This window comes from Exiguobacterium profundum (genome assembly GCF_001909285.1).
GTDB lineage: Bacteria > Bacillota > Bacilli > Exiguobacteriales > Exiguobacteriaceae > Exiguobacterium > Exiguobacterium profundum.
In genome coordinates, this window is sequence record NZ_MRSV01000001.1 from 381,755 (window position 1) to 395,633 (window position 13,879).

12 protein-coding genes are annotated in these 13,879 nt (G+C 48.7%); 2 read left to right on the forward strand and 10 right to left on the reverse strand.

Annotation, left to right across the window (positions count from 1 at the left end; genetic code table 11):
- Window positions 1-45: 45 nt before the first annotated feature.
- The 5 genes from BBB58_RS02085 to BBB58_RS02105 form a co-directional block, all read right to left on the reverse strand.
- A complete protein-coding gene (locus tag BBB58_RS02085; protein ID WP_074035190.1) occupies window positions 46-2,436 on the reverse strand; it encodes a carbohydrate binding domain-containing protein in 2,391 nt (796 codons plus the stop codon).
- A 162-nt stretch (window positions 2,437-2,598) separates the two neighbouring features.
- Window positions 2,599-3,168 carry a DUF1349 domain-containing protein gene (locus tag BBB58_RS02090; protein ID WP_015880268.1) on the reverse strand — a complete coding sequence of 190 codons (570 nt, stop codon included), beginning with the start codon at window positions 3,166-3,168 and terminating at the stop codon, window positions 2,599-2,601.
- Window positions 3,143-3,685, reverse strand: coding sequence for an NUDIX hydrolase (locus BBB58_RS02095; RefSeq protein WP_074035192.1), 543 nt, complete (start codon window positions 3,683-3,685; stop codon window positions 3,143-3,145). The genes BBB58_RS02090 and BBB58_RS02095 overlap by 26 nt, the downstream gene beginning before the upstream one ends.
- Before the next feature lie 13 nt (window positions 3,686-3,698).
- Window positions 3,699-4,193 (reverse strand): LURP-one-related/scramblase family protein, encoded by a 495-nt coding sequence (locus BBB58_RS02100; protein ID WP_074035194.1) that lies wholly within the window; start codon window positions 4,191-4,193, stop codon window positions 3,699-3,701.
- Window positions 4,194-4,254: 61 nt separating this feature from the next.
- Complete coding sequence (locus BBB58_RS02105) at window positions 4,255-4,920, reverse strand: HAD hydrolase-like protein (protein ID WP_074035195.1); 666 nt, start codon at window positions 4,918-4,920, stop codon at window positions 4,255-4,257.
- Window positions 4,921-5,062: 142 nt separating this feature from the next.
- Here BBB58_RS02105 and BBB58_RS02110 point away from each other — a divergent pair, with 142 nt between their 5' ends.
- A complete protein-coding gene (locus BBB58_RS02110; protein ID WP_074035196.1) occupies window positions 5,063-5,509 on the forward strand; it encodes a hypothetical protein in 447 nt (148 codons plus the stop codon).
- Window positions 5,510-5,560: 51 nt separating this feature from the next.
- Here BBB58_RS02110 and BBB58_RS02115 read toward each other — a convergent pair whose 3' ends face one another.
- The 5 genes from BBB58_RS02115 to BBB58_RS02135 all read right to left on the reverse strand — a co-directional run bounded on the left by BBB58_RS02115 (window position 5,561) and on the right by BBB58_RS02135 (window position 12,202).
- A complete protein-coding gene (locus tag BBB58_RS02115; RefSeq protein ID WP_074035197.1) occupies window positions 5,561-6,931 on the reverse strand; it encodes an alkaline phosphatase in 1,371 nt (456 codons plus the stop codon).
- A 138-nt stretch (window positions 6,932-7,069) separates the two neighbouring features.
- A complete protein-coding gene (locus BBB58_RS02120) occupies window positions 7,070-7,720 on the reverse strand; it encodes a FusB/FusC family EF-G-binding protein (protein ID WP_074035199.1) in 651 nt (216 codons plus the stop codon).
- A 121-nt stretch (window positions 7,721-7,841) separates the two neighbouring features.
- Complete coding sequence (locus tag BBB58_RS02125; RefSeq protein WP_074035200.1) at window positions 7,842-8,108, reverse strand: CD3324 family protein; 267 nt, start codon at window positions 8,106-8,108, stop codon at window positions 7,842-7,844.
- 246 nt (window positions 8,109-8,354) lie between these two features.
- The gene (locus tag BBB58_RS02130; protein ID WP_074035202.1) at window positions 8,355-11,129 is read right to left on the reverse strand and encodes a glycoside hydrolase family 3 protein; all 2,775 of its coding nucleotides are present in this window, start codon (window positions 11,127-11,129) and stop codon (window positions 8,355-8,357) included.
- On the reverse strand, window positions 11,126-12,202 hold the full coding sequence (locus BBB58_RS02135; protein WP_074035204.1) for an alpha/beta hydrolase: 1,077 nt from the start codon (window positions 12,200-12,202) through the stop codon (window positions 11,126-11,128). Before BBB58_RS02135 ends, BBB58_RS02130 begins: the two co-directional genes overlap by 4 nt.
- A 139-nt stretch (window positions 12,203-12,341) precedes the next feature.
- On the opposite strand from BBB58_RS02135, the gene BBB58_RS02140 reads away from it, so the two are divergent.
- Complete coding sequence (locus tag BBB58_RS02140; RefSeq protein WP_074035205.1) at window positions 12,342-13,787, forward strand: DEAD/DEAH box helicase; 1,446 nt, start codon at window positions 12,342-12,344, stop codon at window positions 13,785-13,787.
- The last annotated feature ends 92 nt before the right edge of the window (window positions 13,788-13,879 follow it).

The window sequence follows — 13,879 nt, forward strand, 5'->3', positions numbered from 1 at the left end:
AACAGGAATTTCTCACGATGAGAAATTCCTGTTTTGTGTATCCTCTTATTTCAACGTCACACTCACATTGTCAATCGTGATGTCATGAGCCCCGAGTGGCGAACCTTCTGTGCGTCCCATCAAGAACTTCAATCCTGTGACATCTGTCACCGGCATCGTCACTTCAAACGTGTACGTGTTCGTTTCTGGTGTGACCGCTACGACTTCGCTCAAATAGCGATAGTACCCGACATTCTCTAACGTCACTTCGAATGAACGAGCGACTGTAGAAGATGCATCGAATTGGACGACGTACGTTTGATCTTGTTGTAACTCGAGACCGCCTTGTTCTATGAGGACACTCCACGCTTCGTTCCCTTCTTGCGTAATTGAGATACGTGCCGCCTCATTCACCGCTTCGACAGCAGCCTGTGCGTCAAAGTGGACATAGGAGCCCCAGTTGGTGAGACCTTCTGTGAATGCACCGTTTTTAAGTGGAGACGGGTCGATATAAACCGGTGTGACATCGCGCAACTCGACGTCATCGATTTCAATCACACCTTTTTCAGAACCGAGAATGAACTGAAGCTGACTCATGAGGTCCGTTCCGGCTTCCATCGTGAACGGAACTTCATACGTATCGAATGCTTTAGATAGCGCGATACGCTCTAGCGGAAGGTAGGCATCCCCATCCGATCCGTTCAATCCGACTTGAAGACCGTCTACACGCTCTGCACGGGCTTTGAAGCGAAGAACATATTCATGTCCCTCTTGCAATTGAATGCCTTGTTGCACCAACGTTGCCGGTGCTCCTTTTTTCTTGTTCGTTTCAAAACGGAAGAGACGCTCTACTGAATCGACCGTTCCTGTCCCTTTCGTGACACCTGGGTCGAACGTCCAATACGTCATACGATCCATCGCACCTTGGTCGAACGTACCGTTATATACATGGTTCCCGTCTCCGAGCATCGGCTTCGTCGCATTCGGATCGAATGCCTCACGAGGCGTCTGCTCGACACGGACGTTCCCGATTTGGACACCCGACGTGCTGAGTCCAACGTTGAACTCGAGACGTGCCGCAAGGTCAGTCTCTTCGGTCATATCGAATGTCATCGAGTACGTTTGGACGTCTGTCGTCAAATCGAATGACCCTTCATCTGAATATTTCGCATAGCCTCGTTCCGGACCACCACCGACTTTAACGGCGATTGAACGCGCCGCATCCGCTTTAGCATCAAACGTCACTTTATAGTGTCCACCTTTTCCGAGCGATACGTTTTGAATCAATTGATGCGAGTATGGTTGGCTTCCTGCCTGATCAATCGAAATGTCGGCGAATCGTGCCCCCGCCAAGTCGATCACATCGATAGAGCCGACACCACCAAAGTCAGGAAGCGCCACGTAGTTCCAATACGTCGGGTTGAGCGCCTGCGCACCGTTCGTTACCGTCGTAATTGGTTCAGTGTAGTCTTCGTCATAGACAAGGTTTCCATCATCTAGAGGTTGTTTCGCACCTTCCGGTAACACGATTTCTTCATCCGAGTACGTCGGTTCGACAGCATCACGATACTTCCCGTTCTTCAAGTCAAACACACGGACGTAATCGACTTCCATCTCTGCCGGGAATGGTGTCGTCTCGTCCACGTCCCCATCGAACCATCCACCGACCGCCAAGTTCATAATCAAGTAAAAATCTTGGTCAAATGGTGCAGGGTAACTATATTTCGATGCCTTGTTCGCTTCTTTCGCATACCAGTCATTTTGCGTTTGATAGAGCTGACCGTCTACATACCAACGAATCTCACCTGGTTCCCACTCGACCGCATATGTATGCCACTTGTCGATGCCGTCATCTTCTGCGAAGTGATAATCTTTCCCCGTATATTTGTTGTTCGGCCACGTTTCTCCGTAGTGAATCGTGCCAGCGACTTTATCTGGCTGACTGCCCCACGATTCCATGATGTCGATTTCACCTGATGCGGCCCAACCACCGTAGCGGTCTTCTTCTGGCAGCATCCAAAACGCCGGCCACAGTCCTTTACCGGTTGGAAGTTTGGCTCGCATTTCATAACGACCATATGTCTTACTGAACGTCCCCTTCGTCGTCAACTTCGCCGATGTGTAATCATAGGTACCGAATTGATCCGATGCTTGTTCTTTCTTTGCACGGATGACGAGCTTCCCGTCTTTCACGAAAGCGTTTTCGTTTTTGTCCGTGTAAAATTGCTTCTCATTGTTTCCCCAACCGGCAGCGACTGGATTTCCGTCTTTGTCGACAATCCAGTTCCCCGTTTCAAAATTCCATTTCGAGTGATCGATTTCAGACTTGCTAAACTCATCTGACCAGACAAGTTTCCACTTAGCGTCATCGGCTTTTGAACTCTTTTCAGCCGGCACCTCTTGTGGCAAGGATAGGGCAAGGCCTGTCCCGAGTGCGAGTGCAACCCATTTCTTCATCGTGCGTCCTCCTTTAGGATAAATGATTGTCATATGTCAGCCTGTACTTTTGAAAGCGATTTCCGAAAGCGCTTTCGATAAATCCATTATAGATTTTTCTTTGCTAAAACTTCAACCACTTTTCGGAAGTGAAATCAAACTGACACATAAAAAAGCACCGACTCACGTCGATGCTTCCCGTAGTTCCCAATTCGAAATTGTCACGTCAAAACCTGTCGCATTCACATCTGGACTACAGGCATATGGACCGATGCGTAATGTCGATACGTCATGGAGATGGGCAATGCGAAGCTGTTCACGCATACCGTCACTATATTCAAAGAAAATCTCCACATCTCCATCTGTATACACGATTTCAAACGTCAACGGATTGCGAACCATGTCATTTGAAAAATCACGTGTCGACCAATCTGAATAGCCAAACGAAGTGACGACTGCGCCAAGATGGGACGGTCCATCCGGAATGTACTCGACAGACGTCTTGATCCAATGGTCATCGTTCACATATAAGACGATTCCGGCCTGATCATATGTATGGCTCGGTTCCATCTGGATTGTCGCCCGACATGTAAATCGTTTGGCTTTGACGTCTGTCAATAACGCATGTGCCGTCATCCGATTGAATCCGTAATGTGTGTTTCGCCAAAAGTCCGTATCTGGCAAAGTGCGGAAAGTGAGCGGTTCAAATCCGTTCACGCTTTTTGGTTCATTTATCCACTTGTACGTATGCATGATGATTTATCCCTCCCCATTGTCCTCGCATGGCAAACAGTAACGGTATCATCGGCGTATGATACGGTATGAATTCATGCTGTTGAATCATCTGTAGAATCGTCGCCTCATCCGCCCACTTCACGGCCTGCACTTCAGATTCTTGAAGCGTCAGCTCGTTCAAATCCACTTCTATTTCCACCAAATAAATATCGTCAAACCCTTCGTCAAAATTGACTGTCAGGTGCGGTCGTGTCTGAGATAGATCAAGCTTGAGCCCAATCTCCTCTTCGAGTTCCCGCATCGCGGCTTGCTGGCTTGTATCTCCTACCGTGGCACTTCCACCGACTGTGATATCCCACATGTTTGCCCAACCATCCTTGAACGGTTGGCGCTGTTGAATCAACATCTCACCCTTCTCGTTAAAGATACATACGTGGATGACAAGATGGTATTCCCCTTTCGGCAATCGACTTCCGCGTTGCCACTTGCGACCGGTCTTTTCTCGGTCGACCGTATAGACGTCCCAAAATTCCATTAGATACTCCCCTTTATGTTGCTGCGCTAGATGCCGCTGCTTGATCTGCTTTCGCGCAATCGATTGCTACGACGATAGAGATAAGAAGGTGCTCCATCTCCGGTTCTTCGACACGAATCTCGTAACTATCGCCCCATGAGAACCATTTCTTTTGTACACTTCCGATCGAATGTCCGTTCTTCGTCACATCAAAATCCATGTCCCACCAATCTCCTTGGACATCGATCCCGGCTGCATCGATTGAATATTTCGGTTTGAAAAACGAGAACTCTTTCGAGATGGTCATCATATCTGTGCCGTCCACTTCCACAAAAAATTTCGGTAAAAAACTGAACGTCTTTTTCGTGATTGTCGTGACCGTCTGATCGTTCGTATCTTTGATTTCGAATGATTTTGGAAACTTCATAAAGCTACCTTCGATGAAATATTTGTCATGTCCGTCCGCATCCTTGATGGTGAAACGTCCGCGTAAGCTTAACACTTTTTGTTTCATGTAGAGCGTGTGCATGATGATCCCTCCGATTTGTTGTAGTCCTTTACTTACGAGTCCAATCCAGAAATCGATTCACTTATAGCGAAGCCGTCTCCTTTGAAACGATATCGAGAACTTCTGCCAAGTGATTCACAACGTAATTCGCTTCTTGTAACTCTACTTCTTGTGCGAAGTCAAAACGACAGCCGATTGAAATGAGTCCGTTCGCTCGTGCAGCCGAGATATCCGATAATCGGTCACCTACCACGAAGCCCTCCTGCAGTTCATACTTCTTCACGATTTCAGCCACCAAATCGCCCTTATCCAACGTGTCGATTTGTTGAATGCTATAAGTTTCTGTGATCCAACGATCTAATTCATAGTGCGTGACGATGGCTTGTAAATAGTCCACCAAACCATTGCTTGCGACGAAGATGGAATGCCCCATTTGATACAATTGTTCAAACAGTTCGAGTACCCCTGCATATAATGCTCCATTCCCGTTTTCAATGTTTTTGATGAGTCGTGTTAAGAAATAGGTATCGACCTCTTCTCTAGTTTGCTCATCGTATTGTGGGAGCAATGTGTTCCAAACAACTGGCAACGGTACCCCCATGATGTTCCGATATTGATCAATCGGTGTCGGACCTTTCCATTTTTCTTCACTTCGTAAATGATCAAACGTTTCATCTAGCGCCCGTTCCAAAATCAAATCTGTCCGAAACAATGTTCCGTCCATGTCAAAAATCACTGCGTGTTTCATCCGCTTCCCCCTCGTTAATCGAATCATGGTTGTCTGTCTATCATACGACAACTTCTGTCAATTCAACTCATCGTTTCGTACTTCGTATAGCTCGAGTAAGATGGTCTTAGTAGTAATCTTTCAAAAACGGATGAGGTGAGCAATGATGTGTCATCAAATTTCCATCGAGATTAATCTTGATTCGTTAACATACTCTGGTCAAATTATTGGCGAAATCAACTTTGTCATTGATACATACGATTATTTCCCGGGAGTAGGATGGTCTGATTTCGTTGCTGTCCTTTTAAAATGGTGGAGTGACAGCTGTCGAGCACTTTTGTTCGCTCCAGTGACATCCGTTCATTCGTTTCCATTTATGGATGGTCCCCTTTCTATATCCGCCAAAAAGATATCTTTGTCTGAACTCGAATTATCATTTATTAAAGATGGTCAAATGAAGACGGAAATCGGTATCGTTTTAATTAAAGAACTGAAGGTTACTCTTATTAAAGCAACACGACAGTTTATTAATGCAGTAAATCGATTGGGCTGGGAAAATGAAGACGTGGATGTACTCAGACATACAATCAAATCACTAGAAATGTATTAACAATAAAAAGACTACGCAGGAATTCCGCGTAGTCTTAGCATATCTACTTACTTATTTGATTTTCCCTTTATTCTTCAACAAGTTGAAGATCCGTTTTGCTTGATCGGTGTTATCACTCATGCCGAGGAACTTCTCTTGTTGTGGTCCGAACGCATATACCGGCACGTCGTCACCCGTATGACCGTCCGTCGTCCAGCCCGTTCCCGAACGCTGATCGAAGATTTTCTCGATGGCGTTGTCGATTTTCGTGACGTCATTCGTCTCAGCCGCTTTCTTCACAGAAGCAATCTCTTCAGACGTCAATTCCAAATCAATGTTTTCACGTAAGACAGCTTCTACGTCCGCTCCAGCTTCGATTTCTTTCGCCATGAAGTCTGGAGTGCGTTTCGCTGCTTGAATCGGAGTCGGATCCCAGTTATAGTTCCCGTCCGCCCCGATTGAAATGCCGCCTGTCGAGTGATCCGCCGTCACGACAACTAACGTCTCACCATTCTCTTTGGCGAAGTCACGAACGACCTCAAACGCTTGCTCAAAATCCTTCATCTCGCTCATCGCGCCGACAACATCGTTGTCATGTCCGGCCCAGTCGATTTGACTTCCTTCTACCATGAGGAAGAATCCATCTTTGTCCCCTTTCAGTCGATCGAGAGCGGATGTCGTCATGTCCGCGAGGCTCGGTTGTTTCTCGTCACGGTCGATCATCTTGTCCAATCCGACTTCCGCGAATAGACCGAGTACCTGCTTGTTATCGTCCTGTTTCATCTCTTCTGCTGACGTGACGTAACTGTAGCCGTCTTCTTGGAACTGCTTGGCGATATTACGGTCCGAGCGTTCGAAGAATTTCGTTCCGCCTCCGAGCATGACATCCACTTTATGCTCCCCATCAATCAAGTCATCATAATAATCATTGGCGATCGCATTCTCACTCTTCCGTTGCTCCTCGTGCGCGCCGTAAGATGCCGGTGTCGCATGCGTGATTTCTGATGTCGCGACAAGTCCTGTCGACATACCGTTCTCTTTCGCTTGTTCGAGTACCGTTTTCACGTCTGTCTTGTCGTTATCAACGGCAATCGCGTTGTTATATGTCTTCACACCCGAACTCATCGCCGTTGCGGCCGCCGCCGAGTCGGTCACGTTCTCCGCATCGTCTTCAGGATACGTCGACTGCATGCCCACCAAATGTGGATCGAAGGCAGTCGGCTCCATCTCCACCGTCTCTTCATTATCGTTCATGTAACGAAGTGCTGTCGTATACGGCACGCCCATCCCGTCCCCGATCATAAAGATGACGTTTTTCGCCTTATGATTCTTTGAATCCTTTGCTGCTTCTGCTTCGTTATGTTGTTGCACCCCGACGATGCCTCCGAGCGCGAGCGTCGACACCACTGCGAGTGGAACGAACTTCTTCATTGTCTTTTTCATCTAGTAAACCCTCCCGAATATGTACTACTCCTGTAGCCTAACGGACATTTGTAAAGATACATTTTCAGATTGAATACAGCCCTGTATGGTTTTTGTAAATGCCGCCATTTCAACAACATAAAAAGCCTGACTCTCTCGTCAGGCCTGTAACGCTGTATGAACAAAAGTATGCAACGCCTCTTGGCTCGTGATGTGTTCGTTGCACGTCTTACTGTCGACACATATATATGTGCCGATGGCTTTGTAATAGTCCGGATTTTTCGCTTGTTTCGCTTTGGTGATCGTAACGCAGTACGTCACATCCGTGAACTGATTACAAAAGGCACATATGTTTTTCTTCGTATTCGTGCTCGGTTTACATGCGATGCCAATCAATTGACCTTCGTATTGGCAAATCATCAACTTTTGATTGGAACGTCCATCGTTCCAACCTAGATACGTGAGTCGTCCAAAATCAACATCGGATAACTCCGGTAAGCGAAGCTTCTTCTGTTTCGGGAACAATTCCTTCAGCTGCTCGGCAGAAATAACGGGAAACGGTTGAACCCATTCTCGTAATTGTTGCATGTATTCGTCGAACGCTTCGTTCGTCTGTAGCGCCGCGAACTGTAACAGCTTCAGTTGTTCAGTCGTCGCTTCAGGAAATGCATACATCACTTTCGATTGTGCCAAGTCGATGACTGCTCGCAAGACAGAAGGCGGCAGGCTTTGCGTTCGACTCTCTTTGACGAGCGTCACTTGTTCTTTGATGAGATTATACTGTTCGTTTTGAATAAATGGATCTGACATTTTGTCGCCCCCTTCCTCCATCTTCAGTTTACAGGAAACGATGCTTCCTTACTGTGTACACTTTGATTAAGAAACATAGTCGACCTAAAAAGGTACGACTAGCGAACTAGTCGTACCTCCTTCATGTCGAGCGGTATACAATCTTTCGAATCGTGTGCGTCGCCAAATGATAGGACTTGGCCAGATTTTCGATTCGCTCTCCATTTCGAAACGCTGCGCGTATGGCTTCGTTTCGTTCCTCAAGTAATTGTTTCCCACCGTTGACCGTCCCCCATTTCCGTTTCGTGTCGGTCGGGGTCGGCACATATAGCGTCTCACCTTGTACGTATTGTTGCACCTCTTGCAACAATCGTTCTGGCAGGATGTGTTGCGCATTGACGTACTTCATCATACCTCGCTCCTTATTGAATGAATCCAATCCGATAAGGGAGCAAAGCCAAGTGGTTTACGTTAAAATCAAGCGATCAAGGTATTCGTTTCGCCCCATGCAAGTGATCGCCTTTCGTCCAAATGGCTTTGCATGAGTGCGTGAAGACCTAGAAAATCGAAGCCGATTTTCCACGGGTATGCGCCTCCTTTACGATGTGTCGTTCTTTCGATTATACCGGATTCAATGAATCGGCAAAAGGGCGGCTCAGCCGTTCTTCATACTGAATTCATCTGCGAGCTTGAAGGACACGTCCTTCACTTCTAATCCGCTTAACGCGAAATAGAGCTGGAGATAATTATGCTGGTTCAAGAAGAAGACCTGCTTCGTCTGCGTCACCCATTCTCCGTTCGTCCCATTAAACGTGAACGTCGCACCCGGGATATTGTTCGCAAATAATGTCACCGGCATCTGTGCCAACTCTCCCGCGTTCGAACGGGCAGTCAACGTGATGTCATACGTCCCCGTTTGGTCGACCGAAATAGCGAAGACGTGTGTGTTTCCGGTCGAGGTATCGATTCCTGACAAATCCACATGTTCCCCGTTTTCGAGATGTTGGTAGTCCAACTCAAATGTATCCTGTTGATTCATCTCATCCTCAAAGCCGAGCACCTCGACTGAACCGTCATGAATCCCGAGAAGACGCTCCATCGCCGGTGATTTCAAGATGAACGTACAAATATTGCGCGCGCTCCGCAACAACTCGCCCCGTGTGACAATCCCTTCTTCGAGTGATGCCATCGTGTTATCCTCGAACGAGTTTAGGTCCGGTCGGTCGACGACCATGTACAAGTCGTTTTGTGAGCGAACCATCGCTGCCGTATTTTGACGATTGGCCGACTCATCCTCACGGAAGTTCACTTTTGCCCACCAGTCTGTCATGACGATGCCTTCAAAGCCCCACTCATCACGTAAGATACGCGTATTTTGATCGTATAGACCAGCCGTCCAGATCCCGTTGACCGCGCCGTATGTCGTCATGATGGACGATGCGCGTCCTTCTTTCACCGCCATCTCGAACCCTTTCAAATAAATCTCGCGTAACGCCCGCTCCGAGACGACCGAGTCGATATCGTGACGATGCGCTTCTTGGTTATTGGCGCTGAAGTGTTTGAGCGTTCCCGTCACCCCGACACGATGCATGCCGTTCAATTGAGCGACCGCCATCTTCCCAGTCAAATGCGGATCTTCCGAGAAATACTCGAAGTTTCGACCATTCAACGGGTTACGGTGAATGTTCATTCCTGGTCCGAGCAACGTATCGATGCGGTTTTTCCGCATCTCGAGCCCTGTCATCTCGAACAAGTCTTCAACGAGGTCAACGTTGAACGTAGAAGCCAAGAGTGTGCCGTTCGGAAGCGCGAACGCCTTCGTTCCGATATCCATGCGAATGCCTGATGGACCATCGGCACAACATGCCGCTGGAATCTCAAGCTCGTTCAATCGATCGGACACACCACCGAACGCCGCTGCCGTCCCCGGCGTGACACGCGGTGAGTTCATCCCTTGTCCGCGAACGATTGTCGCCAAATCCTCATCTGTCAATTGATCTAAGAATGTTTCAAGTGACGCCTTTCCATGATACACATCGCTTAATTTGATACCTTGGTCACCCGTGAACACTCTAGTCTCAGGGCGTTCTTCCAAATAACGTGTCTCAACGTCAACGGCGCGAAGCGGCGTCGACTCGTAGCCCACTTCAAATCCCTGTTCGCCTTGAATTGGTTTCATCCGTTCGAACGGGAGGACAGGCGCCATATTTTCGCTTAACGTCTCGAGGACACGTTGCTCCTGTTGCTCGACTTCGAGAGCGAGTGTAGCCGAACGCACATCCGTTCCGACGTACAACCGATACGTTCCTGCCTCTAAAACGAAGCTCGATTCATAACCCGTCACGCCAGAGTCGTCATAGCTCGCAAAGTCAGTCATGTGGACGTTGAAAGAAAGGATTTGGCGCTCGCCCGGTTCAAGAAGCAAGGTTTTCTCGAACGCCACCAATGACCGGAACGGATTCCCGAGCTTCCCTTGCGGTTTCTCGACGTAGAGTTGGACGACTTCTTTCCCATCGCACTCACCCGCGTTCGTCACTTCCACCTCGACCGTCAGGACACCATCAGTTTCTGCGGTATGCTTTACCTCCGTTTTGAACGTCGTGTAAGACAGTCCGAATCCGAATGGATATAAGACATCCTCCTTCGCGAACGTTTCGAAGTAGCGATAACCGACATAGATGTCTTCTTGATAAATGCCTTTATCTGCATGACCAAAGTTCTTCGTCGACGGATAATCTTCAATCGATTGAGCAATCGTATCCGTCAGTTTCCCGGAAGGACTCACATCTCCGACGAGCACGTCGACGAGTCCTTTTCCACCTTCCATCCCACCTTGCCATGCATAGAGGATGGCACTCGGCTCCTTCGCCCACTTCATGTCGATGATGTTCCCAACGTTCAACACGACGACCGTCTTGTCGAAGCGTTTCGTGACGCGCTCGATCATCGTATGTTCGATATCCGTCAATAAGTAACTACCCGGATCGGCCGTGTTGTCACGGTCTTCTCCTGCCGTACGTCCAATCATGATGAGGGCGACATCTGATTCTTGTGTCGCCTGTTCGACGAGTTCGTCCGTTACGTCCATCTCCTGTTGCGACCACGGTTCACCGGCCCAACCGACACCTTGGTCGAACGGATTCTCCTTCACCCATTCCTCATACGTCGCATAGAGCGATTCATTGATATGAATATCTGGACGCTCGCGCAATGCCTCGAGCGGCGTCGTGACATGTCCGACGTTCACCATCCCGCCTGAGCCCGTACCGCTCTTGTAGTAATGGAACTGGCTACGACCAAATACGGCGAGCTTCGTCCCTGACTGTAATGGGAGGGTCTTCTGTTCGTTTTTGACTAACACGACACCTTCCGCGACCGCTTGACGTGCCAATTCCTCATAACGAGTCCAATCCAATGTATACTGTTTCATTTCGTCAGCTCCTTAAGTCCTTTTGCGATTACATTCATACAATCGTCTGCCTGTGGATAGTCTCCCAACTTGTCCATGAAGGCATGGTCCATCCCCCGATATTGAATGAGGCGTGTCGGGACACCCGCTCGTGCCAGTTTCCGCGCATACGCCTCCCCTTCGAGTCGTAAGTAATCGTACTCCGCCGTCACAATCAAAGTCGGTGGTAGGCCTGAGACATCGTCTGCGAATAATGGTGAGACGAGCGGATGCGTGACATCCACCTCCCCTTGAAGATAGAGGTCATTTAAGAGCGAATCCGAGTCGGCGAGGGCGAGCACGACACCTCGAATTAGGTCGTGATGATGCGAGATATCATAAGCATCGAGCGCCCATTTAAAATCATCTGTCGGAATCGAACCCAGATTGACGACGGGATAGACGAGCGCTTGATAACAAATGCGTCCTTCCCCCCGTTCTTGCTCCATCAGACAGCAAGCGGTCGCCAAGTTGCCTCCGGCACTATCCCCTGCGACAGCAATTTGATCACGAAGGACGTTCAACTCCGTCGCGTTGGCATATACCCATTCAAAAGCGCGGTAACAGTCATTCAATCCGGCCGGGAACGGATGCTCTGGGGCGAGACGATAATCGACGGAGAGGACAACCGCGTTCGCTCGTTCCGCGAGCAACTTACAAGGATTCTCAACCGTCTCGAGCGTGCCTCCGAAGAAGCCGCCACCATGGAAGAAGAGAATGGCTGGGATGGCTTCAGTATGATGCGGACGATACAGACGAACCGGGATGTCACCGTCCTCACTAGGAATCATGAGATACTCGGTTTTGATATCAGTCGTCGTCTGATCCCGGTTCGGCCACCCCATGCTGGCGCGTGCCGCCTCCAGGTCAAATGTTGTATCCGGTTCATTGTGCGAAGAATGATTTGCGGTCAACGTCGCAAAGACGCGTGGATCAAGGTCACCGGTACGGTCTGAACCTGGAATGAGTTTGATGATGGTTTCGAGGTGGTTTGTTCTCGTAAGTTGCTGATGCTGATTCAAATAATCCATGAGATTTTCATAACTGTGTTTCAATATGTAGACCCCTTTCACCAGTACTTATTCTTATATGAAATTGGCTTTCCTAATGCCTTTCGGTCTATAATGGACTGTATTGCAAATAGACATTGAAATTTTCTGAAGCAGAAGTTTTCACGAAAGAATGAGGTTACCCATGAACAAACAACAATTTACTGATTATCGCCTGAGCGACGAGATTACGCGCGCGCTAGGCATTATGAAATACGAATCACCGACTGAGGTACAGCAGCAGGTCATCCCGCGTGCGCTCGAGCGTGAAGACTTAATCGTCAAAGCACAGACCGGAAGCGGAAAGACAGCTGCTTTCGGAATTCCGGTCATCGAGCTCATCGACTGGGCCGAAAACAAACCACAAGTGCTCGTCTTGACGCCGACACGCGAACTCGCCGTTCAAGTACGGGAAGACATGACGAACATCGGACGTTTCAAACGAATCAAAGCGACTGCCGTCTACGGGAAAGAACCGTTCTCGAAACAGCGTGAAGAGTTGAAGCAAAAGACACATATCGTCGTCGGTACGCCAGGTCGCGTCATGGACCATATCGAGCGTGAGACCCTCTCACTCGACCGCGTCGAATACTTGATCATTGATGAAGCGGACGAGATGCTCAACCGCGGCTTCCTCGCTGACGTCGAGAAGATTCTTCAACAGTTGCCGAAAGACCGCGTCACGATGGTCTTCTCAGCGACATTCCCACAAGATATCGAACGTCTCTGCCAGAAGCATATGAATGCTCCGGCACGTGTCGCGATCGAATCGACTGGCATGACCGCTTCGACAATCGAGCACCGCCTCCTCCCGGTTCACCGGAATGAGAAACTGGCTGTGCTTCAAGACATCACGGTCGTCGAGAACCCGGACAGCTGTATGATTTTCTGTCGGACGAAGGAGAACGTCGATACGGTGTACGCCGAACTCGACAAAGCCGGTTACTCGGCTGAACGCCTCCACGGCGGACTCGAGCAAGAGGACCGTTTCGCCGTCATGAACGGCTTCAAGATGGGTAACTTCCGCTACCTCGTCGCGACAGACGTCGCAGCACGTGGAATCGATGTCGATAACGTCGAACTCGTCATCAACTATGACGTTCCTGTCGAAAAAGAAAGTTACGTGCACCGTACAGGTCGTACCGGACGTGCCGGCAAACAAGGAACAGCAATCACGCTCATGACCCGTCAGGAAGAACGTCTCATCAACGCGATTGAATCATACGTTCAATTCGAGATTCCGATGATCGATGCGCCGACAGAAGCGGAAGTCGCGGCTAACCAAGATGCCTTTGAGCAGAAGTTAAGTGGCCGACGTGTCGTTCGAAACAACAAGACGGCTCGTATTAACCAGGACATCATGAAGCTTCACTTCAGTGGCGGGAAGAAGAAAAAACTTCGCGCCGTCGACTTCGTCGGAACAATCGCCAAAATCCCTGGCGTATCCGCTGACGACATCGGAATCATCACAATCAATGATCAAATGACTTACGTCGATATTTTGAACGGAAAAGGTTCGATTGTCCTTCAAGCGATGGAGACGACGCCGGTCAAAGGGAAGAAATTAAAAGTAAGCAAAGCGCGTAAGTAATACAAATCTAGCCTTAAAGATGATATTCGTCTTTGAGGTTTTTTGGTTATCTTACCAAAACCGAAAGCGCTTTCGAAAAACGCTAAAAAAAT